Origin of the sequence: Tessaracoccus caeni, from assembly GCF_029211185.1 — a bacterium.
GTDB classification, from domain to species: domain Bacteria; phylum Actinomycetota; class Actinomycetes; order Propionibacteriales; family Propionibacteriaceae; genus Arachnia; species Arachnia caeni.
In genome coordinates, this window is record NZ_JARGDO010000005.1 from 64,204 (window position 1) to 89,134 (window position 24,931).

Annotated in this window: 19 protein-coding genes; 7 read left to right on the top strand and 12 right to left on the bottom strand. The window is 68.4% G+C overall.

Going from position 1 to position 24,931, the window contains the following annotated elements; all coding sequences use genetic code 11:
• Positions 1–3: 3 nt before the first annotated feature.
• The 10 genes from murG to mraZ form a co-directional block, all read right to left on the bottom strand.
• Positions 4–1,089: an undecaprenyldiphospho-muramoylpentapeptide beta-N-acetylglucosaminyltransferase gene (gene murG / locus P0D62_RS06035; RefSeq protein ID WP_275701726.1), complete on the bottom strand. Its 1,086-nt coding sequence runs from the start codon at positions 1,087–1,089 to the stop codon at positions 4–6.
• Complete coding sequence (gene ftsW, locus P0D62_RS06040) at positions 1,089–2,315, bottom strand: putative lipid II flippase FtsW (protein WP_275701727.1); 1,227 nt, start codon at positions 2,313–2,315, stop codon at positions 1,089–1,091. Before ftsW ends, murG begins: the two co-directional genes overlap by 1 nt.
• Before the next feature lie 51 nt (positions 2,316–2,366).
• Positions 2,367–3,839, bottom strand: coding sequence for a UDP-N-acetylmuramoyl-L-alanine--D-glutamate ligase (gene murD / locus P0D62_RS06045; protein ID WP_406708230.1), 1,473 nt, complete (start codon positions 3,837–3,839; stop codon positions 2,367–2,369).
• Positions 3,818–4,891, bottom strand: a complete 1,074-nt coding sequence (gene mraY, locus P0D62_RS06050; protein ID WP_275701729.1) for a phospho-N-acetylmuramoyl-pentapeptide-transferase — start codon at positions 4,889–4,891, stop codon at positions 3,818–3,820. Before mraY ends, murD begins: the two co-directional genes overlap by 22 nt.
• Complete coding sequence (locus P0D62_RS06055; protein ID WP_275701730.1) at positions 4,888–6,315, bottom strand: UDP-N-acetylmuramoyl-tripeptide--D-alanyl-D-alanine ligase; 1,428 nt, start codon at positions 6,313–6,315, stop codon at positions 4,888–4,890. Before P0D62_RS06055 ends, mraY begins: the two co-directional genes overlap by 4 nt.
• Before the next feature lie 2 nt (positions 6,316–6,317).
• Positions 6,318–7,880: a UDP-N-acetylmuramoyl-L-alanyl-D-glutamate--2,6-diaminopimelate ligase gene (locus P0D62_RS06060; protein WP_275701731.1), complete on the bottom strand. Its 1,563-nt coding sequence runs from the start codon at positions 7,878–7,880 to the stop codon at positions 6,318–6,320.
• The gene (locus tag P0D62_RS06065) at positions 7,873–9,903 is read right to left on the bottom strand and encodes a peptidoglycan D,D-transpeptidase FtsI family protein (RefSeq protein WP_275701732.1); all 2,031 of its coding nucleotides are present in this window, start codon (positions 9,901–9,903) and stop codon (positions 7,873–7,875) included. Before P0D62_RS06065 ends, P0D62_RS06060 begins: the two co-directional genes overlap by 8 nt.
• Positions 9,900–10,376 (bottom strand): hypothetical protein, encoded by a 477-nt coding sequence (locus tag P0D62_RS06070; protein ID WP_275701733.1) that lies wholly within the window; start codon positions 10,374–10,376, stop codon positions 9,900–9,902. The genes P0D62_RS06065 and P0D62_RS06070 overlap by 4 nt, the downstream gene beginning before the upstream one ends.
• The gene (gene rsmH, locus P0D62_RS06075; RefSeq protein ID WP_275701734.1) at positions 10,373–11,323 is read right to left on the bottom strand and encodes a 16S rRNA (cytosine(1402)-N(4))-methyltransferase RsmH; all 951 of its coding nucleotides are present in this window, start codon (positions 11,321–11,323) and stop codon (positions 10,373–10,375) included. Before rsmH ends, P0D62_RS06070 begins: the two co-directional genes overlap by 4 nt.
• A gap of 123 nt (positions 11,324–11,446) precedes the next feature.
• Positions 11,447–11,878 carry a division/cell wall cluster transcriptional repressor MraZ gene (gene mraZ, locus P0D62_RS06080; RefSeq protein ID WP_275701735.1) on the bottom strand — a complete coding sequence of 144 codons (432 nt, stop codon included), beginning with the start codon at positions 11,876–11,878 and terminating at the stop codon, positions 11,447–11,449.
• Between the two features lie 184 nt (positions 11,879–12,062).
• Between mraZ and P0D62_RS06085 the strand changes: the two genes are divergently transcribed.
• From P0D62_RS06085 to P0D62_RS06115, 7 genes are all read left to right on the top strand, one after another.
• Positions 12,063–13,028 carry an AAA family ATPase gene (locus P0D62_RS06085; protein ID WP_275701736.1) on the top strand — a complete coding sequence of 322 codons (966 nt, stop codon included), beginning with the start codon at positions 12,063–12,065 and terminating at the stop codon, positions 13,026–13,028.
• A gap of 4 nt (positions 13,029–13,032) precedes the next feature.
• Complete coding sequence (locus tag P0D62_RS06090) at positions 13,033–14,271, top strand: DUF58 domain-containing protein (protein WP_275701737.1); 1,239 nt, start codon at positions 13,033–13,035, stop codon at positions 14,269–14,271.
• Positions 14,268–16,451 (top strand): transglutaminase family protein, encoded by a 2,184-nt coding sequence (locus tag P0D62_RS06095; protein ID WP_275701738.1) that lies wholly within the window; start codon positions 14,268–14,270, stop codon positions 16,449–16,451. The genes P0D62_RS06090 and P0D62_RS06095 overlap by 4 nt, the downstream gene beginning before the upstream one ends.
• Before the next feature lie 56 nt (positions 16,452–16,507).
• Positions 16,508–16,912 carry a DUF3040 domain-containing protein gene (locus tag P0D62_RS06100; RefSeq protein WP_275701739.1) on the top strand — a complete coding sequence of 135 codons (405 nt, stop codon included), beginning with the start codon at positions 16,508–16,510 and terminating at the stop codon, positions 16,910–16,912.
• Between the two features lie 46 nt (positions 16,913–16,958).
• Positions 16,959–18,191 carry a hypothetical protein gene (locus P0D62_RS06105; protein WP_275701740.1) on the top strand — a complete coding sequence of 411 codons (1,233 nt, stop codon included), beginning with the start codon at positions 16,959–16,961 and terminating at the stop codon, positions 18,189–18,191.
• 38 nt (positions 18,192–18,229) lie between these two features.
• Positions 18,230–20,425: a HelD family protein gene (locus P0D62_RS06110; protein WP_275701741.1), complete on the top strand. Its 2,196-nt coding sequence runs from the start codon at positions 18,230–18,232 to the stop codon at positions 20,423–20,425.
• Positions 20,426–20,885: 460 nt separating this feature from the next.
• Positions 20,886–22,382, top strand: a complete 1,497-nt coding sequence (locus P0D62_RS06115) for an HNH endonuclease signature motif containing protein (RefSeq protein WP_275701742.1) — start codon at positions 20,886–20,888, stop codon at positions 22,380–22,382.
• Between the two features lie 639 nt (positions 22,383–23,021).
• Here P0D62_RS06115 and P0D62_RS06120 read toward each other — a convergent pair.
• Together P0D62_RS06120 and P0D62_RS06125 are read right to left on the bottom strand one after the other, a co-directional pair.
• A complete protein-coding gene (locus tag P0D62_RS06120; RefSeq protein WP_275701743.1) occupies positions 23,022–23,819 on the bottom strand; it encodes a sulfurtransferase in 798 nt (265 codons plus the stop codon).
• 167 nt (positions 23,820–23,986) lie between these two features.
• Positions 23,987–24,805 carry a sugar-binding transcriptional regulator gene (locus P0D62_RS06125; RefSeq protein ID WP_275701744.1) on the bottom strand — a complete coding sequence of 273 codons (819 nt, stop codon included), beginning with the start codon at positions 24,803–24,805 and terminating at the stop codon, positions 23,987–23,989.
• Positions 24,806–24,931 lie beyond the last annotated feature (126 nt).

The window sequence follows — 24,931 nt, forward strand, 5'->3', positions numbered from 1 at the left end:
TCATCAGCGCTGTGCGAGGTCGAGTGCGACGCGAGCCAGGTTCTCGGCGGCGTCGGAGGGATACATGTCGCGGCAGATCTTAGCCATCCGCTCCAGCGCGCCCGGCTCGTCGACGAGGCCGCGCACGGTGGTGGCGAGGCGTTCCGCGGTGAGCTCGGTCTCCGGGATCAGAATGCCGCCGCCGGCCGCGACCAGCTCCGCGGCGTTCTTGCCCTGCTCCCCGTTGCCCCAGGGCAGCGGGACGAAGATCACGGGCAGGCCGGAGACGGCCGTCTCCATCACGGTGCCGGCGCCGGCACGCCCCAGCATCAGGTCGGCGGCGGAGTAGGCCACCGCCATGTCGTCGATGAACTCGACGGGCACGTAGCGCGCGCCGCTGGCGTGTTCCACCACGACGTCGTCTTCCGTGAAGTTCTTGGGGCCGATCGCGTGCAGCATCTGGATGCCGGCGGCGAGCAGCGTCTCGCGGGCGTCCAGCGTCGCCTGGTTGAGGGCGAGCGCGCCCTGCGATCCGCCGCTGATCAGCAGGGTAGGGCGGTGTTCATCGAGCCCGAAGAAGCGCCGGGCCTCCTCACGGCCCACGACGGGGTGCGTGATGGAGCGGGCCATCGGCATGCCGACCAGCTGCGCGCCCTGGATCCGGGTGGCGGCGAAGGTGATGCCCACGAACTTCGCGAACCGCGCACCCACCTTGTTGGCGATGCCGGCGAGCTTGTTGGCCTCGTGCACCACGACCGGCACCCGGCAGAGCCAGGCCGCGAGATAAGCGGGAGTGGAGGCGTAGCCGCCGAAGCCGATCAGCACGTCGGCCTTGGCCTTCCTCAGCACCCGGACGGCCTGCCCGGTGGACAGCGCGAGCTTGAACGGCGTCTTGAGCATCTCCAGGCCGGGCTTGCGCGGCAGCGGCACCGGGTGCACCAGCGCCAGTTCCAGGCCGGCGGCGGGCACCACGCGGGTCTCCAGTCCCCTGGGGGTGCCGATGCAGACGACCGACGACCCCGGGGCCATGGCCTCGAAGGCCTTCGCGGTGGCGATCATCGGCGACGTGTGGCCGGCGGTTCCTCCGCCGGCGAGCACAACGCTGGTCATTACTCTCCCCTCGACGCGGCCATCACGCTGGTCATCCGCGGGCGCTTGGCGCCCTTGCGGCGCGCGAGCATACGCCGCGCGGCCGGGGTGTCCCTGGCCAACGAGAGCAGCACCCCGACGCCTAACAGGTTAGCGAGCAGTGAGGAACCGCCGTACGAGACGAAGGGAAGGGTGACGCCGAGCACCGGAAGGAGGTGCATCACGACGGCGATGTTGATGAGGGCCTGCACGAGGAACCAGCCGACGATGCCGCCGGCGGCCACGCGGTTGAACATCTTGTCCGACTGCATCGCCACCTCGAGCCCGGCGTAGGCCAGCAGGCCGAACATGGCCAGCACGAGCAGCACTCCGAACAGGCCCAGCTCCTCGCCGATCACGGCGAAGATGAAGTCGGAATGGGCGACGTCCTTGAGGCCGCCCCACTTCTGCCGGGACGCGCCGAGGCCCATGCCCCACCATCCGCCGGAGGCCAGGGCGTAGAGCGCGGACATGGGTTGCGACGACAGATCGGTGTTGGACTGCGGATCGAGGAAGATCAGGATGCGGCTCATCCGGTTCTCGGAGCCCATCACATAGACCGCCACCACCGCGGCGCCGAGGATCGTCGGCAGGGCGAGCAGCTTGATCGGCGTCCCCACCAGCCAGAGCATCAGGAACATGATGGCGACGAAGATCAGGCCGGTGCCGAGATCCTTGCCCGCCAGCACCAAGGCGATGATCAGGCCGCCCAGCGGGAGGAAGGGCCAGATCAGCTGCAGCGGCTCGTGCAGCACCCGGCGCTTCCTATGGAAGATGGCGGCGCCCCATACGATCAGCGCCAGCTTGGCCAGCTCCGAGGGCTGGATTCGGACCGGGCCGAGGTTCAGGCCGCTCCGGTTGCCCTGCCACACGTGGCCCATGGGCGTCAGCACCAGCATCAGCAGCACGACGGCGACCGCCCAGGCGATCCAGCCCAGGCCACGTATCGTCACGGCCTTCATCCGGGCCAGCGCGACGCAGCCCACCAAGCCGATGGCGAGGAACAGGAGTTGCCGCAGCGAGTAGTAGTACGGGTTCTCGGCCTTCGACAGCGCGAGCACCGAGGAGGCCGACAGCACCATCAGCGAGCCGATGGAGACGAGGATGCCGACGCTCGCGATGATCAGGTAGTGGGGCGCGAGGGGCGCCGTCAACAATGCCCGGAGCTGACCGCCGGCCTTCGGCCGCGGGGGTGCCTCAGTGGCCATCGGTCGGCTCCTTTCTCTTCGGCTCGTTCTAGTGTCCTGTCATCGGCATGGTCACGAGGCGGTCAGGTAGCGATCCACTGCGGCGGCGAAGGCATCCCCTCGCGCCGAGTAGCTGGCGTACATGTCCAAGCTGGCGCATCCGGGCGACAGCAGGACCACGTCTCCGGGACGCGCCGTCTCGGCGGCCAACCGCACCACCTCGTCCATCACCCCACTATCGGTGCGATCGAGCACGGTGACGGGAACCTCGGGCGCGTGTCGCGCCATCGCGTCGGCGATCAGTTGACGATCGACGCCCAGCACCACCACGGCACGCATGGAGGCGCGATGTCGCTCGATCAGCTCGTCGAAGCTGGTTCCCTTCGCCTGCCCACCGGCGATCCAGACGAAGGACTCGTAGGCGTTCATGGCGGAGTTGGCGGCATGGGGGTTGGTGGCCTTGGAGTCGTCGACGAACGAGATGCCGTCGCGCTCGGCCACCTTCTGGATCCGGTGGCCCGCCAGCTGGAGGTTCCGCAGTCCTTGGCCGACGGCCTTGGCCTTCACGCCGAAGCTGCGGGCCAGCGCCGCCGCGGCCAGGGCGTTGGCGACGTTGTGCGGGGCGAACGGCTGCACGTCGCTGACCTTGGCCAGTTCCAAGGCGGAGGTCTGGCGCTGCGCGACGAACGCGCGGTCCACGATCAGGTCGTCGACGACGCCCAGCATGCTGGGGCCTGGGATGCCGAGGGTGAACCCGATGGCGCGGGCGCCCTCCTGCACGTCGGCGTCCTCGACGAGGTGCTCGGTGGTCTCCTCCTCGACGTTGTAGACGCAGGAGTGGCTGACCCCCTCGTAGATCCGCGCCTTGTCGGCGACGTAGGCGTCATAGCCGCCGAGATCGGCGTACCACTCCAGGTGGTCCTGATGCAGGTTCAGCACGGCGGCCGAGTGCAGCTTCACCGAGTTCATCCAGTGCAGCTGGAAGCTGGAGAGTTCGACGACGAACGCGTCGTAGGTGTGCTCGTCCAGCACGGCCTCGACGATGGGCCGCCCGATGTTGCCCACTTCGGCGACGCGGAGGCCGTCGGCCTCCAACATGGCGGTGAGCATCTGGGTGGTGGTGGTCTTGCCGTTGGTGCCGGTGACGGCGAGCCAGGGAACGACGCGGTCGGGCTGCTGCATGCGCCACGCCAGCTCCGTCTCGCCCCAGATCGGGATCCCCGCCGCGGCGGCTTGGGCGAGCAGCGGAGCGGTCGGCCGCCAACCGGGCGAGGTCACCACCAGGTCGGTGCCCTCGGGCAGCGTCGTTGTGCTGCCCTTGCCGAGCCGCACCGTGACGTCGAGGTGCTCCAGCAGGGCGGCCTTGTCGGCGTGGGCTTCGGACTCGTCGAGCACCGTGACGTTGGCGCCCAGGTCGACCAGCCCGTCGGCCGCGGCGTAGCCCGAGACTCCCAGGCCGGCCACCACGACGTTGGCGGAGGCCCAGTCGGAGTGGCGGTCGGCGTCGTTCATCCAGTCCTTGGTCATCGTCCGACCACCTGCCATTCCGCGTAGAAGAGGCCCATGCCGGCGGCGACGAAGACGCCGCAGATGATCCAGAACCGGATCACCACGGTGACCTCGTCCCAGCCCTTGAGCTCGAAGTGATGATGGATGGGAGACATCTTGAAGATGCGCTTGCCGCCGGTGGACTTGAAGTAGGCCACCTGGAGCGCGACCGAGCCGACCTCCATCACGAACAGGAAGCCGATCACGACGAGCAGCAGCTCGGTGCGGCTCATGATCGACAGGCCGGCGAGGGCGGCGCCGATCGCCATCGAGCCGGTGTCGCCCATGAAGATCTTGGCCGGCTTGGCGTTCCACCAGAGGAAGCCGCCGCAGGCCGCCAGCATGGCCATCGCGACCATGGCGAGGTCGAGCGGGTCGCGGGCCTCGTAGCAGCGCGGCCCCGCGCGCGAAGTCAGCGAGCACCACTGGTTGAACTGCCAGAAGTTCACGATCAGGTAGGCCGTGAAGACCAGGGTGGCGGAGCCGGCCGCCAGCCCGTCCAGCCCGTCGGTGAGGTTCACCGCGTTCGACCAGGACATGATCAGCAGCGTGATCCACACCACCGCCAGCGCGACCGGCAACGTCAGCGCCGGAATGTCGCGCAGGAAGGAGATCGCCGGCGAGGCCGGGGTCAGGCCCCATTCGTTCTTGAAGTTCAGCGCCAGGAGACCGAAGCCGGCGCCGATCACGAACTGCCCGATCAGCTTGCCCCGCGGGGTCAGGCCGAGGCTGCGCTCGTGGGAGATCTTGGACCAGTCGTCGAGGAAGCCGAGGAAGCCCATCGCCACCATCAGGCCGAGCACCAGCACCGCCGACAGCGTCGGCGCCTGCCAGCGCACCAGGTGGGTCACGAAGTAGGCCAGCACCGCCGCCGTGACGATCACCAGACCGCCCATGGTGGGGGTGCCGCGCTTGACGTGGTGCGACGTGGGTCCGTCCTCGCGGATGAACTGGCCGTACTGGCGTCGGGTGAGGAATTTGATCAGCAGGGGCGTGCCGACCAACGTGAAGATGAGTGACAGGCCACCTGCCAGCAGGATGTTGATCACCGGGTCACCTTACCCATCACTTCGTCCGCGACGCGTTCCAGCCCTATTCCACGAGAGCCCTTGATCAGCAGCACATCGCCCGGCCGGAGGTCCAGCAGAGCCGCAACCTCGTCGCGGGTGGTCACCCTCGCGGGCACATCTGCATCCTTCGCGCCGGCCACCACGTCGGCCGCGAACTCACCGATCGCGAACACCTCCGCTTCGGCCAGAGAACCGGCGCGCAGGCCGAGTTGATGGTGCAGCACGGCTGAGTCCTCGCCGAGTTCCAGCATGTCGCCCAGCACCGCCACGGCCCGAGCCTGCGGGTACTCGGAGCGTCGCGCCGCCACGAGCTGAGCCAGCGTGGCGAGCGCGGCCTCCATCGAGTTGGGGTTGGCGTTGTAGGCGTCATTCAGCACCAGTACGCCGTCCTCGCGCTCGGCCAGCGCCATCCGCCACGCAGAGCGGGTCTCGGCCTCGCTCAGGGCCGCCGCCACCTGCGCGACGGTCAGGCCTGCGGCCAGCGCCGCCGCCGCCGCGCTCAGCGCGTTACCCACGTTGTGCCGGCCCACCACCTTCAAACCGACGGGGGCGGTCTCGGTGCCCGACGGCGTGGTCACCACAAGCTCGAAGGAGGCCCGGCTCAGCGCGTCGAGGGTGACCTCGCGCGCCGTGACGCGCAGCTCGCCATCCGGCAGGTCGGACTCGCCCACCCAGGCGATCCGCGCGGGGGTGCGCTCGGCCATCGCCCGCACCAGCGGATCGTCGGCGTTGAGCACCGCCCAGCCGCTCTCGGGGAGATCCGCCACCAGCTCGGACTTGGCCGCCGCCACCTGATCGATGTCCCCGAACTCTCCGATGTGCGCCTGTCCGACGTTGATCACGACGGCGACGTCCAGCGGCACCAGCGAGGTGAGCCAGGCGATGTGGCCGACGCCACGAGCGCCCATCTCGCTGACCAGGAAGCGGGTGTCGTCGTCGATGCGGCAGGCCGTCAGCGGCACGCCGATCTCGTTGTTCTGGCTGCCGACGGGGGCCACCGTGGGGCCGGCCGACTCCAGGATCTGAGCGAGCAGATCCTTGGTGCTGGTCTTGCCCGAGGATCCGGTGACGCCGAGGCTGAGCATGCCGCGAGTCCGCTGCTCCCGCACCAGCCCCCGCGCAAGCGCCGAGAGGCCCTGCACGGAGTCGGCGCACAGGATGTGGGGGATCTCGGCGTCGGTGACGGAGGTGCCGATCACCGCGCCGGCACCGGCCTCGGCGGCCGCCTTGGCGAACCGATGCCCATCGACGCGCTCGCCGGGAATGGCGACGAAGACCGCCCCGGGCGTCGCCGCGCGGTTGTCGATCACCACATCCGGCCCCACCAGGGCATCCTCCCCGAACAGCTCTACCGGCTCCGGCTCCATCAGAGCCACCAACTCGACAATGCTTCGCTGACGCATCGTCATCCCCTTCCCCCATGCGAGCGCGACTCGGAGAGTTCGCGCCACGCCTTACGCACCTCGACTCGATCGTCGAAGTCGACGATCCTGTCCGCGAGGATCTGTCCCCGCTCGTGGCCCTTTCCGAGCACGGCCACCACCGTACGCCCATCGGCCTGTTCCAGCGCACATCGAATGGCGGCGCCGCGTCCCACCACGTCGTGGACGGCGGCGCCGCTTGTCTCGGCTGTCTCCCGTGCTCCTTCGAGGATCTCTGCTCGGATGGCCTCGGGCGGCTCGCTGCGCGGGTTGTCGTCGGTGACGATCACCACGTCGGCGAGGGAGGCCGCGGCGGAGCCCATCAAGGGACGCTTGTCCGCGTCGCGGTCGCCGCCGCAGCCGAGGACGGCGATCAGCCGTCCCGGGCCCTTCAGCGCCTGCAAGGCCGCCGTCACCGCCTGGGGAGTGTGAGCGAAGTCGACGACGACGAGCGGAGCGTCGTCGCCATCCAGCGCGACCGTCTCCATCCGGCCGGGCACCTGCGCGCCCGAAAGCCCCCGCAGCGCATCGCCCCGCGCGACCCCGACCGCCTCCAGCATGGCCAGCGCCACCACCGCGTCGATCATGTTGTAGCGACCGGGCAGGGCGATGGTCAGCTCGACGCGCTCGTCGCGCACGAACACCTCGGCCGCAGTGCCCATCCGCCCCGACTCCCACACCTCGCCCAGGCGGTAGTCGACGTCCGCACCGGTGCCCGCGGTGATCAACCGAGGGCGGCCCACGGCGCGAATCCGGTCGGCGACGGTGCGCCCGGCGGGATCGTCGACCCAGACCACGGCGGCCTCGGAGCGGTCCGGCTCGAAGAGCCGGGCCTTGGCCTCGAAGTAGACCTCCAGGTCGCGGTGGAAGTCCAGGTGGTCGCGCCCGAGATTCAGGAAGGCCACCACGTCGAAAGCGATCGCGTCGACGCGCTGCTGGGCCAGCGCGTGCGAAGAAACCTCGAGCGCGACGGCGTCCGCGCCTCGTTCCGCCATCACGGCCAATAGCGCCTGGAGATCGGGCGAGTCGGGCGTGGTGACCGTCGAACGGCTGGAGACGAGCGGCTCGGCCCCCAGCCGGAACCCGATGGTCCCGATGGTGCCGGCGGTGCGGCCGGCGGCGGCCAGGCCGGCGTGCAGGAGCGCCACGGTGGTGGTCTTGCCGTTGGTCCCGGTCACGCCCAGCATCGCGAGACGCTCCGACGGACGCCCGAAGATGGCTGCCGAGGCCTTCGCCATCGCCGCGCGCAGGTCGTCGACCACCAGCACGGGAAGGCCGACATCACTCGCGTGCGCGGCCCCGTCGGGGTCGGTGAGCACGGCAACAGCACCCAAGCCCTCGGCCTGGAGCGCGAAGCGCGCCCCGTGCGTGCGCAGGCCCGGCAGCCCGACGTACAGCCAGCCGGGCATGACGGCCCGAGAGTCCGCCGTGATCCCGCTGACCGCGATCGAGGACGCCGGTGCCGCAGCGCCGACCAGGCGAGCGATCTCGTCGAGACCTACCGGCGCCGACGACTCCGGACGGATGGGCGCGGCCGACTCACTCATCGGCTTCCAACGCTCCGCCGGGCGGTTCCGTCGTCGACGGCAACACGTTGTATCGCGGCAGCGCGAACTTCAGCACGTTGTTGACGACGGGCAGCGCCAGCTTGCTGCCGAGGTTGCCGTTCTTGGGCTGGTCGAGCACGACGTAGACCAGGATCTGCGGATCCTCCGCCGGAGCGACGCCGACGAAGGACGACGTGAAGCCGTTGTAGCACTTGCAGTCGGGGTCGTAGCGCTGGGCCGTGCCCGACTTGCCGGCGGTGCGGTAGCCGTCGATCTTCCGAGAGCCGTTGCCCATCTCGGAGATCACGGCCTCCATCATGTTCAGCGTCGCGGCCGAGGCTTCCTCGGAGACCACTCGATGGGTCTTGGGCTCGGGCAGCTCGATCGGGGTGCCGTCGGCCTCGGTGGCCGACTTGATGATGGTCGGCTGGATATAGGTGCCGCCGTTGGCCACCGCCCCCACCGCCGCGGCCATCTGGATGGCGTTGACGGAGAGGCCCTGCCCGAAGGAGATCTGGTCGCGGGTGTAGTCGGCCATGTCCGGACCGGGCAGCGAGCCGGTGGTCTCGCCGGGCAGCCCCAGACCGGTCTTGGCGCCGAGGCCGAAGGAGGAGAGGTATTCGGATAGCTGCGCCTTCGGCATCTGCCGGGCGAGGTTGATGGTGCCGATGTTCGACGACTGCGCGATCACCCCGCGCGCCGTCAGCTTGATGTGGCCGTGGCTGAAGGAGTCGCGCACGTAGCCGGACCCGGAGGGGATGCGGGCCGGCACGTCGACCGCGAGGTCGGGCTCCACCAGGCCCTGGTCGGCCAGCGCCGCCATGGTCAGCACCTTCTGCACCGATCCGGGCTCGTAGGCCTCGGTGACGACGCGGTTGCCCAGGTCGTCGGTGTCGGCGGCGCCGGGATCGGCGGCGTCATAGGACGGGTAGTTCGCTAGAGCCAGCACCTCGCTGGTGTTCACGTTGAGCATCACCAGCATGCCGGTGGAGGCCCCCGCCTTGGCGACCCCCTCGGCCAGGGCCTGCTCGGCGAACCAGTTCATCTGGCTGTCGAGGGTGAGCTGGAAGGAGGCGCCGTCCTGCGGCGGGATCAGCTCGTTGGTGCCCAGCGGGATCCGGCCGTAGGTGGAGCGCTCGTAGGTGGCCTTGCCCGGCACGCCGGTCAGCTTGTCGTTCAGCGCGTACTCGAGGCCTGCGGCACCCTCCCGCTCGGCGTTGATGAAGCCCACCACATTCGACGCGACGCTGCGGTTGGGGTAGACCCGGATGGGATCGGGATCGCCGAACACGCCGTACCAGGGGCGCTCGCCGTCACCGTCGATGCCGGCCTTCATATCGGCCTGCAGCTGGGTATAGGTGTGCGCGGGAACGGCCCGCTTGACCAGCTCGTACTGGTTCTTCGTCTTGCCGTCGTCCCGGAACTTCTTGGAGATCAGCTCGAGATAGGTCTCGGGCCGGCCCCCCAGGTGCTTGGCCAGAATCTCGGCGACCGCATGCGGCGCGGCCTTCGCTTCCTCCTGCTTGTTCTCGCTCATCGGGTAGCGCTCGTCGGCACCATTGGTGTTGATCATGTACGGATCGATGCTCACCACCATCGCCGGCTCGGTCTCGGCGAGGACGACGCCGTTGCGATCGACGATCGCGCCGCGGGCAGCCTCCAACTCGACGGTGCGCTGCATCCGCTCGGCGGCGGTCGACGCGTAGGCCTGGCTGTCCAGGGCTTGGAGCATGAAGCCCCGCACGGCGATGCCGGAGAGGAGCACGCCGAACACCACGAGAAGCGCCCTGATGCGCACCGTGGGGCGGCCGAGTTGAAGCCTCGCCCTCCGACGGTGCCGGCGCGGCGCGGGACGTTGGGCGTCGGGTCGCGGGGGGCGAGGCCTGGAGGCGCGCGGATCGGGCTTGCCGGCGGGGGCCTCCTTGACGGGATCCTTCTTCGCTGGCCGCGCACCCGCGGCCTTGGGGCGCAACGTGATGGGTCGGTTCGCGGAGCCTTTGGGGCCCCGCGAAGCGGCGCTCATCCGTCGACCTCCGGCAGTGCCGGAGTCTCAGCGCCCGGCAGCGGCGCATCAGGGGTGACGGTCGTCAGGAAGGACAGCTCGTCGCCCTTCACCGGGACGGGCTCACCGAGCACGCTGCCGTCCTTCAAGGAGATGAAGGCCGGGTAGGGGTTGGGCGCCATGCCCAGCCGCGAGGCCTGGAGCGCAAGGGAGGGGGCGCTGGACCGCTGCTGGAGTTCGGTGGTCAAGGAGGCGGCCTGGTATCCGAGTTCGGTCGACTGAGTGGTCAGCTTGGCCAGTTCTCGCGATTGCTGGGCGACAGAGGTGGTCACCACCATCACGATAGCCAGGCCCGCGATCACGAGCGCAAGGATCATCAGGGCGAAGCCAAGGACGGAGACCGTCGATTGTGGGCGTTCGACCACAGACAGCTTGGGGTGCGCCTTCGCCTCCGCGACAGCGCTGAGATCGTGCTCGACCGTGGCAGCACTCATGCTTCCTCCCTGATCCGTTCTGCGGCCCGCAGCTTCGCCGACGCGGCCCGGGGGTTCTCAACGATTTCTTCAGCCGAGGGACGCTCCGCCCCTCGGGTCAACAGCCGCAACTCCGCCGTCAGATGCGAAGGAACGACCGGCATGTTCTTCGGCGCGCGGTCGGTGGCCAGTTCGCCCATGGCGCGCTTGACCATCCGGTCCTCCAGCGAGTGGTAGGACAGCACGGCCAGCCGCCCGCCGACCGCGAGCGCGGAGAGCGCCGCGGGAAGGACCGTGCGCAGGCCCTCCAGCTCCTGGTTGACCTCGATGCGCAGCGCCTGGAAGGTGCGCTTGGCGGGATGCCCGCCGGTGTGACGGGCGGCTGCGGGGATCGCACCGCCGATCGTCTCCACCAGACGCGCGGAGCTCTCAAAGGGGCGGCCCGCGACGATGGCGCGCGCGATCCGCCCGGCGAAGCGCTCCTCGCCGTAGCGGGCGAGGATGCGGGTGAGATCCCGCTCGGAGTACTGGTTCAGGACGTCCTGGGCGGTGATGCCCTTGGTGGCGTCCATCCGCATGTCGAGCGGCGAATCGGCGCGGTAGGCGAAGCCTCGGTCCAGCCGGTCGATCTGCAGCGACGAGAGCCCCAGGTCGAGCAGCATGGCGTCGATTCGCGCTACCCCCAGGTCGGCCAGCACGTCGGCCAGCTCGTCGTAGCCGGCATGCACCAGTGTGGCGCGCGGAGCCAGCTCACCGAGACGCTCTCGCGCCACTTCGTGCGCGTCGAGGTCGCGGTCGATGCCGATCAGCCGCGCCTCGGGGCAGGCCCGCAGGATGGCCGCGGCGTGGCCGGCGAGGCCGAGGGTGCCGTCGACGTATACGGCGCCCGGGCGCTGCAGCGCGGGGGCGAGAAGTTCAACGATCCGCTCCCGCAGCACCGGGACGTGGATGGTGGACGTTTCGGGCACTATCCGGTCCTTTCTGTGGGTGGTGGGTGGTGGTGTCGTTGATGCGGGTTCCCTTCCGGCGGTACCTGGCTACGGGGAAGAAAGTCAGGGCCGCACCGGCGGGGAGCCGGCGCCAACGAAGCCTCATGAATCGTTGATCGAAAACTCCTCATCCAGGTCGGCGAAGCCGGCCTCGCTCTCGGCCGAGTACCGCTGCCAGGCCTCGGCGTCCCAGATCTCGGCGCGGTTCATGGCGCCGATCACGACCACATCGCGATCGAGACCCGCATAGTTGCGCAGGATCGGCGGTATGGTGACCCGCCCCTGCTTGTCGGGCACCTCGAAGCTCGCGCCGGCGCTCATCATGCGCTGGTAGTCGCGAACCTGCTTCACGGTGCTCGGCGCGGAGCTGACCGGAGCCATCAACTGCTCGAAGGTCTCCTTGGGGTACACCGCCAGCGCTCGATCCTGGGCCCGAGTGACGACGAGGCCGCCCGCCAGGGCGTCGCGGAACTTCGCGGGCAGGATGAGCCGACCCTTGTCGTCCAGCTTCGGGGTGTACGTCCCCAGGAACATCGGCGCTCACCTCCCCGACCCATTGCACTCCACTTTGCTCCAATTGCCGCCACTTTACCCCACTTTCCCCCACCAAGACATGCCAACCACGCGGCAATTCCCCACCAGTGATCAATGCGCGGCCTGCTCGTGGCCAAGTAGGGTGTGTGCGGAGCCTGTAGGAAGCCATGAGGAGGAACCGAGCGTGAGCGAGTCACCGACAGCCACCCTGGGAGACGTGCAACGGATCGCCAACTCGATCACCGCTGAGATCGCGCGTGTCATCGAGGGCAAACCCCGCCAGGCCGCCCTCGCGGTGGTGGTTCTCCTCGCCGGCGGGCATCTGCTGATCGAGGACGTGCCCGGCGTCGGCAAGACCGTGCTCGCCAAGGCGCTCGGCCGTTCCATCGGCGGCGACGTCAAGCGCATCCAGTTCACCCCTGATCTGCTGCCGAGCGACGTCACCGGCGTGTCGGTGTTCAATCAGGCCACCCGAGCCTTCGAGTTCCAGCGCGGCGGCATCTTCGCCAACGTGGTGCTGGGCGACGAGATCAACCGCGCCTCCCCCAAGACCCAGTCCGCGCTGCTGGAGGCCATGGCCGAGGCGCAGGTCTCCGTCGACGGTCACACGTACCGCCTGGCGAGCCCGTTCATGGTGATCGCCACCCAGAACCCGATCGAGATGGAGGGCACCTATCCCCTCCCCGAGGCGCAGCGCGACCGGTTCATGGCCCGGATCGAGATGGGCTACCCGGCCAAGGCCTCCGAGGTGGCGATGCTCGCCGCCCAGGCCGGCGGGGATCAGTTGGCCTCGGTGCGCCCGGTGACCACGTCGGACGAGGTCGCCGCCGCCGTCGCGGCGCTGCGCCAGGTCTACGTCGCCCCGGCCATCAACGAATACATCGTGAACATCGTGGACGCCACCCGCTCCCATCCGGATCTGCGGCTCGGAGCCAGCCCCCGTGCCTCGCTCCATCTGATGCGCGCGTCCCGCGCCGTCGCCGTGCTGGAGGGGCGCGACTACGTGATCCCCGAGGATGTCTCCAGGCTGAGCCGCGAAGTACTGGAGCACCGGCTGCTCACCACCGTCGAAGCACAGGTGGCCGGGCGCACCCCCGGAAGGATCATCAAGAGCGTCGTGGAACGCATCCCGGCGCCGGGCCGGGGATAGCCGAATGCCCTTGCTCAGCCTCCGGGGCCTGGTGGTCCTGATCATGGGCATCGTGGCCGGCGGCGCAGGTTCGCTGCTCGGCGAGCCGGATCTGCTGCGGTTGGGGGTGTTCTTGACGCTCCTCCCCCTGGCGGCTCTGCTTTATCTCTTGCTGGCCAGGCCCGAGATCAGCGTCGAGCGCGTCCCGAAGCCGGCGCAGAGCACGATCGGGTCCGACGTCGAGGTGGTGTTGAGGCTGCACAACGCCAAGCCCTTCGCCACCGGCTCGCTTGAGTTCACCGATCTGGCGCCGACGGCCATCGGCGGCGGAGCGCAGTTCCGGGTGGCCAGGGCCTTCGGTTCCTGGACCCAGGCGGTGTCCTACCAGATCACGACGACGCAGCGAGGCCGGTTCCCGATCGGGCCCCTCAAGGTGCGCTTCACCGACCCCCTCGGGCTGGCCCGGTGCACACGTTCCACGCGGGGAGCCCTCACCAACCTTCGGGTGTCGCCTCGGGTCTGGCCGCTCGACGCGCTCCCGCGCACCGCGGGCACGGGCGCCAGTCAGCAGTCCTCACCGAGCCGGCTCGGTCAGTCAGGCCAGGACGACGTGCTGGTGCGCGAACATCGTCACGGCGATGACATGCGTCGCGTGCACTGGAGGATGAGCGCGAAGCAGGGTGAGCTGATGGTGCGCATTGCCGAGGATCCGTGGGATCCGTCGTGCACGCTGCTGGTGGACTGCCGATCCTTCAGCCATGCCGGGGTGGGGCCCGACTCCAGCATGGAGTGGGCGATCTCCGCCACCACGTCGATCGCCGCCAAGCTGCTGGCATCGCGCTGGCGGCTGACGGTGCTCGGCGGCGCGAGCTCGTTCTTCGATCCCTCGCAGCAGCTGAGCGGCCTGGGCGCGAAGGAGCCCATGCTGGAGGCGATGACCGAGTTGGAGGCGTCTCAGGACACGGCTCTGTCGGCGCTGATCGACGACCTCGACTCGGTGGGCGGCGCCACCCTGGTCGCCACGCTCGGCCTGATCAGCACGAGGGACGCCGCCACCTTGATCGCCCTGTCCACCCGGGCCCTGCGCGGATTCGCGATGGTTCCGGACGCCGCAGCGTGGGAGTTCTCCGGTGAGCGCCTGGACGAGCACGTCGACGCCACGAGGATGCTCGTCGCCGCTGGCTGGGCGCTGGCCACCTATCGTCCAGGGGAACCGGTGCCGGACGTGTGGCGACGCCTGGTCGGGCAAGGAGGGCACCGATGAAATCCTCCCGGTACCTCCTCCTGTCCCCGGCGCTCGCGCTGGCGGTCTGGCTCAGCATTCTTCCCTTGGGATCCCTCGTCCAGGGTTCGACGTTCATCTGGGAGGCGGGCCTGGTGCTCGCCACCGGGGCTTTGACCGGCCTCTTCCTGAGCATGCTCCACTCGCCCCGTCCGTTGATCCCTCTGGCGCAGGCTCTGCTCATGGGCGGTGTGCTCGCGTGGCGGGGGCTGACCGCCATGCCCGGCGAGCCCGACGAGGCGTGGACCTCGCGCCTGATCCAGCTCTGGATCCGGGCCATGGACGCGGTGCAGACCGGCAGCCCGCCGATCGCTCCGGATCCGGGAGTGGTGTGGGCGGTCGCCGGCATGGCCGCTCTGCTCCTCCTGCTGACCGAGGTTCTCGCAAGCCAGCTCGAACAGCCGGCCTGGGCGCTCGCCCCCCTGGCGCTGCCCTACCTGGTGGGCGCCCTCTCGCGGGCCAACGACCTCGATTGGACCCAGCTCGGCTGGGTGGCCCTGGCCTTCATCACGGTGCTCGCCTCCACCCACGGCCAAGGCAGCGGACACCTGGTGCGCTCGGCGTCCCGCGTGGCCGCCAACCGGGCAGCGCGCGGCACCCAGGCGCTCGGCCTGGGCGCGATCGCCCTTCTGCTGGCCGCCCTGCTCGCCCCCCTTATTCCGATCGGACCCAAGCTCAGCCTCGGCGACGGCGACAGCGGCCCCATCCAGCTGTCGGATCCCACCGCCGAGCTGGCCAGCAACCTGCAGCGGCCGTCCGCGGTGCCGGTGCTGAACTATGTCTCGTCGACCGGCGAAGGGGTCTACCTCCGGCTGGTTGCGCTCACCAAGCTCGACACCCGGGGAATGCACCTTGTTCCCATGGCCCTCTCGTCGATCGGCCTGGATCTCGCCAGCACTTCCCCCGGTGAGCAACTCGACGTGTCGGTGCAGATGGCGGACGTGCCGTCGGAGTATCTCCCGGTGCCCTTCGTCGTCGACTCCTTCGACGCGGCCGGTCAGTGGGCGTTCGATCCCTCGACCATGTCGATCATCGGAACCGGCGGCATGAGGCAGGACCAGACCCGAGGGCTGGAGTACACCGTGCATTCGACGGTGCCCACCCCCGACGCCGCCGCCATGAGCGCCGCCGAGGCCGGCCGTCCGTCCGACGCCGACCTGCTGCTCGAGGTGCCGTCCCTGGACGACGACGTGCTCACCCTGACCGAGCAGGTCGTCGCCGACGCCGACGCCACCACCGCGGGCGAGAAGGCGATCGCGATCCAGCGTTTCCTGCGCTCGCCGGAGTTCTCCTACTCCTTGAGCGCCCCCGACTCGACGAGTCGCGACACCCTCTCCGAGTTCCTCCTCTCCGAACGCACCGGATACTGCATCCACTTCGCCGCCGGAATGGTCGCGATGGCACGGATCGAGGGCATTCCCGCGAGGATGGCCGTCGGCTTCACACCCGGCACCGCCCAGCCCGACGGCAGCTACGCCGTCACCACGCACGACATGCACGCGTGGCCCGAGCTCTACTTCGACGATCTGGGCTGGGTGCCCTTCGAGCCGACGCCGGGCGGCACCACGCCCACGCCCCCTGACGAAGGTGAGAACGGAGACCAGCCCAACGCGTCGCCGTCCCCCACGCCGTCGGCCTCCGATCCGGCCGAGAGCGAGCCGCCCCAGCAGGAGCCGAACACCCCGTCGACCACCTCACCCGATGATCAGGCCACGGGATCATCGGCACTGAGCGGTTGGCTGCTCCCCATCGGAGGAGTGATCCTCCTGCTGCTGATTCCGGCGACGCTGCGATGGGCGCTGAGAGCGTGGCGGCTGCGCTCCCGCCAGCCGGCACCGGAGCTCGCGGACGCCGTGCTCGCCGAGATCCGCGACACCTTCGTCGACACGGGACGGACCTGGCCCGACGGTTCACCGATGCCCGCGGCGACCGCCGCGGCCGAGGAACTCACGCCGGAGGCCGCGGCGTCGCTGCTCGCGATCGCCGGGCATCTGGAACGCATCCACTTCGCTCCCTCGTTCTCCGACGTGACCCCTCTTCCCGCGGACACGAAACGCCTGTTGAAGGAGCTTCGACGCAGCGCCAGCCCGCCCGGGATGCGCTACCTCAGCGTCCTTTTGCCACGCTCTCTTTCCCCGGTGAGAGTGTTCGCAAAGAAGTAGTCAAGAGTGGCCTTTGCCCAACCCTGAAGCGGGCATAGGATAGGTATTCACAGTCGATGGAGGACAGGGAGGCCGCCATGGCGCTATCAGAGCAGGAGCGCAAGCTGCTAGAGCAGCTTGAGGCGTCCTTGATCGCCGACGACCCCAAGCTCGCCGAGACGCTGCGAGGCACGGGCCACGTCCGTATCCATCGCAAGCGTGCCACGGTGGCTGGGCTCGGATTCGTCGTCGGCCTGCTCGTGCTGGTTCTCGGGGTGCAGATTCATCCTGCGGTCAGCATCCTCGGCTTCATCATCATGCTGGCCTCGGCCATCGTCGGCATCAACTCCTGGCAACGCATCGGGGGCGACGGCGGTCGCTCCGTTCGCCATCCCGACAGCCCTCCCCGTCCGGGAAGCAACCAGGAGTTCATGGACAAGCTCGAGGAGCGCTGGCGCCGCAATCAGCAGGGCGATCAGTAGCAACTCCGCACACGCATCCCATGCCCGACCGGTTACCCTGTCGGGCATGGTGTCTGTTCAGGGGGCGACGTTGGCCGGCATGGCTGCGGCTGCGCGGCTCGCCCGGCTCGGACATCCCGTCACTGTGCACACCTGCGGCGAACCTCTCGGTGGACGCTGGGCTCCGGCGGGCGACGCCGAGAGCTCCTTGCCCCCGCTGATCATCCTGCCTGCGGCGTGGCGCGACCTCTTCAAGAAGACCGGAAGGGCGCTGGATCCTGAGCTCGCGCGTCGCGGCCTGCGATTCGCTCCCGCACCGCCCGTCCGCCATCTCTTCGACGACGGCACCTCCCTCGACCTGCCGTCCGAGCGCGGCGCACAGTTCTACGCGCTTGCCGAACGCTATGGAACCTCTGTCGCGGAGCGTTGGCGCGATCTTCTCGACGGCGCCGACGACGCGTGGACGGCAGCACGTCGATTCGGCGTCGAGTCTCCTGCCTCTCCCGCCTCCCCCGCGCACCGCCGCTCCCTGTGGCTGGACCGGACGCTCGCCGATCTGGCCGACCGCGTCGACGAGCCGCATCTGGCCCGCATCCTCCTCGACCTGCGTTTTCCCGCCGGCACCGCATCCACCGCGGCCCCGGGCCTTCTTGCCACTCGGCTCGCCGTCGAGCGTCAGTTCGGTCGCTGGCAGCTCGTCGATGGCGACGGCCACGCCCGCCCTTCGTCGCTGCTCCTCGAGCTGCTGATCGAGCGCCTGAGCGCGAGGGGCGTGCAGATCGTCGATGAGCCCGCCGAGAGTCCCGACATCGACTGCCTCCCGCACCGTCCTCGGACCGCCTGGTGGCGACTCCGGGTTCCGCTCGCCCAAGCGCCGCTCATCGGCTATGCCGCACTCGATCCCGCGAGCAGCGTCGACAGCCTGCACCACGAGACATCCCAGACGATCGACCACACCTCGTCGCAGGTGGTGATCTCCTGGCGCGTCCCGCATCCCGACGGCGCCCGGCAGCTCACCTGGGACTACCGCAGCACCCGACGCGATCTCGCCTGGGGGCTCGAGCCCCGCCGTGCGAGGGAGATTCTCGCCCGACCGGCCATCGACGATCACGGCAGCCTGCGTGCCTCGGTTTGTTCTCCGGCCGGCCCCGAACCGTGGGCCGAGCTGTCCAGCGCGGCACTCGCGGTCTACGAGCTCCACGAGCGCCTGACCGGGCAGGACTGCCGGCCGACCAACCGCGACTTCCGCCTCCCGCCCGTTCCCCGACCTCGACGGGCGCTTGGCGCATCTGAGAAGTAGTAGACTGTTTCGTCCGCTCCCGGCAAAAGGATCATCCTTTGACCAATACTCGCGCAGATCTCGACCGTGAGATCGCCCTCGAACAGGCCCACGTCGACAAGGTCTATCAGCGGCTCGGTTCCGCGACCGCGAGCGCGAAGAACCTGGCCAAGCAGGGTCGCGAGATCTTCTTGACCGACCGCGACAACTTCCTCCGAGAGGAGGACGGCACGGCTCTGTTCGAACGCGATGCCTTCGCCTATCAGGCTGCGCGCCGACTGGCGGTGCTGGATGCCGAGCATGAGGGCCTGGTCTTCGGCCGGATCGACCTGGCCGATGACGACGCGCGCTACATCGGGCGCATCGGGGTGCGGGATGACGACTACAACCCGCTGACCATCGACTGGCGAGCCCCCGCCGCGGAGCCGTTCTACCGTGCCACTCAGCTGGAGCCGATGGGAGTCATCCGTCGCCGCGTGCTGCGCTGCCGCGATGACAAGGTGATCGGGTTGGAGGACGACCTGCTCGACTCGTCGGCCCACACGGATCTGCCGATCTTCGGCGAGGGCGCATTGATGGCGTCGATCAGTCGGGCGCGCGGCCTGACCATGCGCGACATCGTCGCCACCATCCAGGCCGAACAGGACGAGGCCATCCGCGCGCCGTACCAGGGCGTGACCATCATCTCGGGCGGCCCCGGCACCGGCAAGACGGTTGTTGCGCTGCACCGCGCCGCTTACCTGCTGTACACGTACCGGGCCCGGTTGGAGCGCGGCGGGGTGCTCGTCGTGGGTCCGTCGAGCGTGTTCATGAACTACATCGAGCGCGTGCTGCCCAGCCTCGGCGAGGACTCCGTGGCGCTCAAGGCCATCGGCGGCGTGGCCAGCGACGTGCTCGGCATCATGAGCGAGCGTGTGGACGGCGCGGCGGCGGCCACCATCAAGGGCAGCCTGGCGATGCTGCCGGTGCTGCGCAAGCTCGTGCGGCTGCCGTTGATCGAAGGTTCCGAGGCGTTGCGGGTCAGGGTCACCGTCAAGGGCGAGGTGCTGACCCTCACCGAACCCGAGCTGGCCCGGATCCGAGACCAGGTGCTGGCCTCCACCAAGATGAACCGCGGGCGCGGGCAGGCCCTGCAGCTGGTGATCACGGCGCTGGCCGCCAAGATGCCCGACGACGTGGCGATCGAGCCCGACGAGCTGCGCGAGGCCATTCGCGAGCATCCCAGCCTCGCGATGTTCATGAACGCCTGGTGGCCGTCGCTCTCCGCCATCCGGGTGCTGGCACGGCTGTCCCACCCCGAGGTGGTGGAGCGGGTGGGCCGCAACCTCAGTCCGGAGCAGCGCCGTCAGCTGTCCGACTCCTACTCCTGGATCCAGGCCCGCGATGAACTCGAGCCGGTGCGCGGATGGTCCGTGGCCGACATCGCGCTGCTCGACGAGCTCGCCGGCGTGCTGGGCGTGCCCGACGAAGAGCCCGGTGACGGCCCCGACGTGTTCATCGAGGGCGGCGAGAGGGCAGAACTGGTCACCACCGCCGACCTGCTCAGCCGCGCCCGCGACGTCGACCCCGACGATGACCCCCAGACCACCTACGCCCACATCCTGGTTGATGAGGGTCAGGACATCACCCCCATGCAGTGGCGGATGCTGCGGCGACGGGGGCCGCAGGCGTCGTGGACCATCGTCGGCGATCCGGCTCAAAGCTCCTACCCCGACCAGGCCGAGACCCAGCGCGCCATGGACGAGGTGGTGGGGCGCGGCAAGCTGCGCCGGTTCACGCTGTCCACCAACTATCGCTCCCCCAGCGAGGTCTTCAACCTGGCGGCCAAGGTGATCACCAAGGTCTTCCCCGACGCCGACCTCCCCCGGGCGGTCCGCAACACCGGCGTCGAACCGCTGCTCGCCGCCACCGACAGCACCGGCCTGCACGACGCGGTGCGCACGCACGTGCTGAACCTGGCCGGCCAGGTCGGCGGCACCATCGGCGTGATCGTGCCGCCGTCGCGCCAGCAGGACATCCAGCTCTTCGTGATGGGAGACCCCCGCCTGGGAGCCTTCGAGGACCGCATTCTGGTGGTCACCTCGCTCCAGGCCAAGGGCTTGGAATACGACGGCGTGCTGGTGGTCTCCCCCGACGAGATCGTCGCCGAAGCCCCCAACGGCGTCCGCGTCCTCTACGTCGCCCTGACCAGGGCCACCCAGCGCATGATCACCCTCGACGTCGACACCTCCGCCTGGCGCCCCCTGGTGGATTAGCTCTCGCGCCAGGTCTTTTCGAGGCTCGTTCCTCGCACCTCAAAGACCGTAATCCCCCTTACGCTCTTTGAGGCGCGGAGGCTCGGGGGCGAGGAACGAGCCCCCAAGCCGGAGCCTCGAAAAGAGCCACCGGCAACCAAACCACCGCATCAATCACCGTCACCAACCCCCTGTGAATTCTCGCGCCAGGTCTTTTCGAGGCTCCGCTGCGCTCCGCACCTCAAAGACCGTAATCCCCCCACGCTCTTTGAGGTGCGAGGCCGCCTGCGGCCGAGCCTCGAAAAGAGCCCCCGCAAGAATCCCTAAACAACACAACCACCAGTTGGCCACAACACCCACTCTTGTCAAGCATCAGTTTTGGAACAGTGGAAAACAAGTTATAAAACCGTGACACGCAATAGGCGCCGTGGACCCGGTTTTATCGGGGAAACTGTCAGAGGTCACTGGAACAATTCATGTTATGACCGTAGAACAGTTCCAAGACCTGATGCAGCAAGCTCTTGCTGCCGGGTGGGACTGCCTCCACACTCTTCATTCGGATCGGCCTGCGGAAGCGATCGCGCTGTTCGAAACGATCACCCAGACAGAAGCCCAACTCGCCGGCTTGCGGCTTCGGCTGTTCACCGAAGCCAAACACCTCGACACCGCCGTCGTACTCGACCAGATACGGTCATCCACCCGCCTCAACGAAGCCCAGTCCAAAGCCGCGATCAGGCTCGCGAGCGAGCTGGCGGAACGGTTCCCGATCATCAACACAGCGTTGTGCGATGGATACATCTCCCTGGAACAGGCTCATGCGATCATCACCGGGTTGAAGAAACTCCCCACCCACTTCACCAAAACCGATCTCGAGATCTGTCAAAACCAGTGCCTGCAATACGTCCACGAGTTAGGACCGAAAGAACTCCGCTCCCTTGCCGCTCGCATGGCAGAGATCATTGATCCTGAAGAAGCCGACCTAGAGGAAGCGAAACGCTTGGAACGGGAAGAACAAAAAGCCTTTGCCGATAGGTTCCTGCGTATCCGCCCCGACTTCCACGGCTCCATCACCATCACCGGGAAACTACCCACAGTTGACGGAACCCTCCTGTCTGCGCAGATCGAAGCCCTCATGCCGTCTGTCAGCTCCTATGGTGCGACGGGTGAAACCCCGACCCCTGATGCCAGGCGCGCCGACGCGCTCACCAGGTTGATCGCTATCGCCGCCAACAGTGCAGAGTTACCGGCCCAGGGTGGTGACCGACCCCAGATCCAGATCACAATGACCCTCGACAACCTCACTGCACGGCTAGGCCGAGCAGAACTCCTCAACAACAGCCAACCCATATCCCCCGGTGCTGCTCGACGGATGTGCTGCGACGCCAGCATCATCCCGGTCGTCCTCGGAACGGATTCGGAACCGTTGGATGTTGGACGCACGAAGCGGTTGTTCACCAAACCCCAACGCCAACTCCTCACCGCCCGCGATCAGGGCTGCGCCTTCCCCTCCTGCGACGCACCACCCGCCGCCTGCCAAGGCCACCACATCATCCCCTGGGTCGACGGAGGCAACACCGATCTAGACCACGCAGTCCTGGTGTGTCCATACCACCATCGGGTAGTAGAACCCGACCAGAGCATCTCCCCAGAACTCCAATGGGAAGTCCACTTGGATCCCATCACGAAGCTCCCGTGGTTCACCCCACCCCGACACATCGACCCAAGACGCACACCCCGACAACACCGCCGCTACCGACTCCAACAGGCAAAACTGGCCGCCGACAGCGAGGCACCACCCTGCCCCGAGCCAGAACCTCCGCCCTGGAACATCCCACACAACGACGAGATGCCACTGCGACGACCACCGAAGACACTCGAGCCCGACCCCTTCGCCGAGTTCCGACGCATCATCGAACGAAACCAAGCCACCCAAGCGCAGCAACCCGTCGAACCCAACCCCTGGCACCCCCAGGAATAGCCCTGCCGTTCGACTCCCAACTACAGTCCCTGCCCCACCTCACGCTGGGTCTTTTCGAGGCTCCGCTGCGCTCCGCACCTCAAAGACCGTGATAGCGACGCCCTCCGAGGTGCGAAACCCCAGGACGAGGAACACACGACGCTCTTCGAGGTGCGGAGGCGCTGGGGCGCACTTCGAGACGCTCGTACCTCGCTCCTCAGCACCCGGACGAGCCCCGAAGCCGTAGCCTCGAGGAGAGCCAACCGGCAGCCGAACGCGTAGTCGTGTGGAGGATGGGGTCCGCCTTCACGCTCTTCGAGGTGCGGAGCGCAGCGGAGCCTCGAGGAGAGCCAACCGGCAGCCGAAGAACCAAGTCGTGTGGAGGATGGGGTCCGCGAGTGGGTGTGGTGGGCGTAAAAGCCGTGAGCCCGCGCGAAGCGCCGGAACACGGCCGGCGGCGGGCACTTCGAGGCTCGCTCCGCTCGCACCTCAGCAACCGCGACCCCATCCGTAACACAACGCACCCACCCACCGAAACCCGACCACAAGCCCCCAGACACCGTCACGCTCTCCTCGAGGCTCGACCGCGGACGGCCTCGCACCTCGAAGAGCGTAGGTGGGGTGCACCTCGACGAGCGTGGCGGACTCGCTTCGGCCGGCTCAGGGGGCGGTAGCTGCGGGGCGGTCGGTGTTGCTGTACTGCGACCAGGAGCCCGGGTACAGGCGGCCCGTGCCCAAGCCTGCGTACTCCAGCGCGATCAGGTTGTGGCAGGCGGTGATGCCGGAGCCGCAGTAGGAGATCACCTCGGACGCGTCCGTCACGTCGGCGAAGCGATCCTGGAGAGCTGCCGGGGCGAGGAAGCGTCCATCGGCAGCGAGGTTGCCCGTCAGTGGGTAGTTTCTAGCGCCGGGGATATGACCGGCGCGAGGATCGATGGGCTCGGTCTCGCCGCGATAGCGCTCGGGCGCGCGGGCGTCGATCACGAAGCTCCCGGAGGCGGCCTCGTCGATCGTGGCCAACGCGTCGGCGGGCCACGGCTTCGGCGTGAACACTCGCGGCTCGACGACGGGCACCTCCATCGTCAGCTCACCCGGCCACGCAGCGAGGCCACCGTCGAGCAGGGCCGCGTCGTGTCCGAGCATGCGCAGCAGCCAAACCAAACGTCCGGCCATCGCTCCCCCGGCGTCGTCGTAGGCCACAACCACGCTCTCATCCCCGATACCGACCTCAGACAGCCCGGCGGCAAACTTCTCGGGCGACGGCAGCGGATGCCGTCCGGCTTCCGGCGCGGCGTGCTCGGCCAGCACCGCATCCATGTCGACGCGGACCGCGCCGGGGATGTGGCGATCAGCATAGGCATCGGCTGCGGAGCGGCCATCCAGGTAGTAACGCACGTCGGCAATAACGACGTTCGGGTGCGCCTCAACCCAAGCGACATCGACAACAGGAGAGATCATGGCGCAAGCCTACGCGGCAACACTCCGCCACCAACCCGGACTTCTCCTCAGCTTCCACGCCGGTTCCGGCTGCCGAGAGGGAAGTGGCGGCACTTTCGTGTGAGACACCTCAGTGCAGACGAGATGGCGACCGAGAAGACTCGACACCGGCCGGTACGCGAGACTCCTCAACGGGCTTCGGCCTTCTTGATCAACGATCGGGCGACCACCTCGTCGGTGACGAGTGAGTTGATGAGTCGCGACTTGAGGACGCTCTCGATAGCCAGAGCCTTGGTCGCGCCGCCCGCCACCGCGATCACCGTAGGGATCCGACGCAGCCGATCGGGGCTGATGGCGAGGATCCGCTCCGTGGCCGGATCGTCGATCAATTCGCCAGAATCATCGGGCATCGCACGGCCGATCTCGGCGACCACACCTCGCTTCAAGAGCCGCTCCACCTCGCTCACCTGGAACTGCAGGCGCAGCTGGGAGTTGGGCGGCACCCAGCTACCGATCGACATCACTGCCACCGTGACCTGGCTGTGCATGGCGAAGGTCTCCGCGATGCTCGACTCCTCGAGCAGTCCCTGCGTGGTGGCCGCGTTCGGCAGCACCAGCGGCGCATAGAGCGGATAGGCCGGGCCGTTCGACACCTTCGCGAACCGGCGCACCACCTCCGTCGAGTTGTTCTCGGGACCACCCGTCATTCCGGACAGCTGCACGACGGGGCACCGCGGCAGGCGCGCGAGGTGGGGAAGGATCGCCTGGATGCTGCGCCCCCAGGTGATACCCAGGATGTCGCGGTCCGTGAGGATCCGCTCGAGCAGGAAGGCAGCGGTGCGACCGAGCCCGTCCCAGAGCCCGCGCTCCGTCGAGAAGCTGCCATCCACCACCTCGGCGAACTCGAGTCCATAGGCCTCCTTCAGCTCCCTTCCCATCGGCGTGGCGGGCGCGTCGTCTCCGATGCGGATCTGCACCAAGCCCTGAGAACGCGCCGAAGTGATCAAACGAGCGACTCTGAAGCGTGAGATCCCCAAGGCGTCGGCAATCTCGATTTTCGACTGTTCCTCCAAGTAATACCGCTTACAAACGTCGATCAGCAGCGTCCGATCGGCCCTACTCTGCTCTCTGCT

Bases quoted from the DNA above. Each gene is read 5' to 3' on its own strand.
- P0D62_RS06105 (WP_275701740.1), top strand. From the start codon at position 16,959: ATGGTGTCTGTTCAGGGGGCGACGTTGGCCGGCATGGCTGCGGCTGCG.
- mraZ (WP_275701735.1), bottom strand. From the start codon at position 11,878: ATGTTCCTGGGGACGTACACCCCGAAGCTGGACGACAAGGGTCGGCTC.
- P0D62_RS06070 (WP_275701733.1), bottom strand. From the start codon at position 10,376: ATGAGTGCTGCCACGGTCGAGCACGATCTCAGCGCTGTCGCGGAGGCG.
- P0D62_RS06065 (WP_275701732.1), bottom strand. From the start codon at position 9,903: ATGAGCGCCGCTTCGCGGGGCCCCAAAGGCTCCGCGAACCGACCCATC.
- P0D62_RS06120 (WP_275701743.1), bottom strand. From the start codon at position 23,819: ATGATCTCTCCTGTTGTCGATGTCGCTTGGGTTGAGGCGCACCCGAAC.
- P0D62_RS06100 (WP_275701739.1), top strand. From the start codon at position 16,508: ATGGAGGACAGGGAGGCCGCCATGGCGCTATCAGAGCAGGAGCGCAAG.
- P0D62_RS06095 (WP_275701738.1), top strand. From the start codon at position 14,268: ATGAAATCCTCCCGGTACCTCCTCCTGTCCCCGGCGCTCGCGCTGGCG.
- murG (WP_275701726.1), bottom strand. From the start codon at position 1,089: ATGACCAGCGTTGTGCTCGCCGGCGGAGGAACCGCCGGCCACACGTCG.
- murD (WP_406708230.1), bottom strand. From the start codon at position 3,839: ATGGCAGGTGGTCGGACGATGACCAAGGACTGGATGAACGACGCCGAC.
- P0D62_RS06115 (WP_275701742.1), top strand. From the start codon at position 20,886: ATGACCGTAGAACAGTTCCAAGACCTGATGCAGCAAGCTCTTGCTGCC.
- P0D62_RS06060 (WP_275701731.1), bottom strand. From the start codon at position 7,880: ATGAGTGAGTCGGCCGCGCCCATCCGTCCGGAGTCGTCGGCGCCGGTA.
- P0D62_RS06090 (WP_275701737.1), top strand. From the start codon at position 13,033: ATGCCCTTGCTCAGCCTCCGGGGCCTGGTGGTCCTGATCATGGGCATC.
- P0D62_RS06055 (WP_275701730.1), bottom strand. From the start codon at position 6,315: ATGCGTCAGCGAAGCATTGTCGAGTTGGTGGCTCTGATGGAGCCGGAG.
- ftsW (WP_275701727.1), bottom strand. From the start codon at position 2,315: ATGGCCACTGAGGCACCCCCGCGGCCGAAGGCCGGCGGTCAGCTCCGG.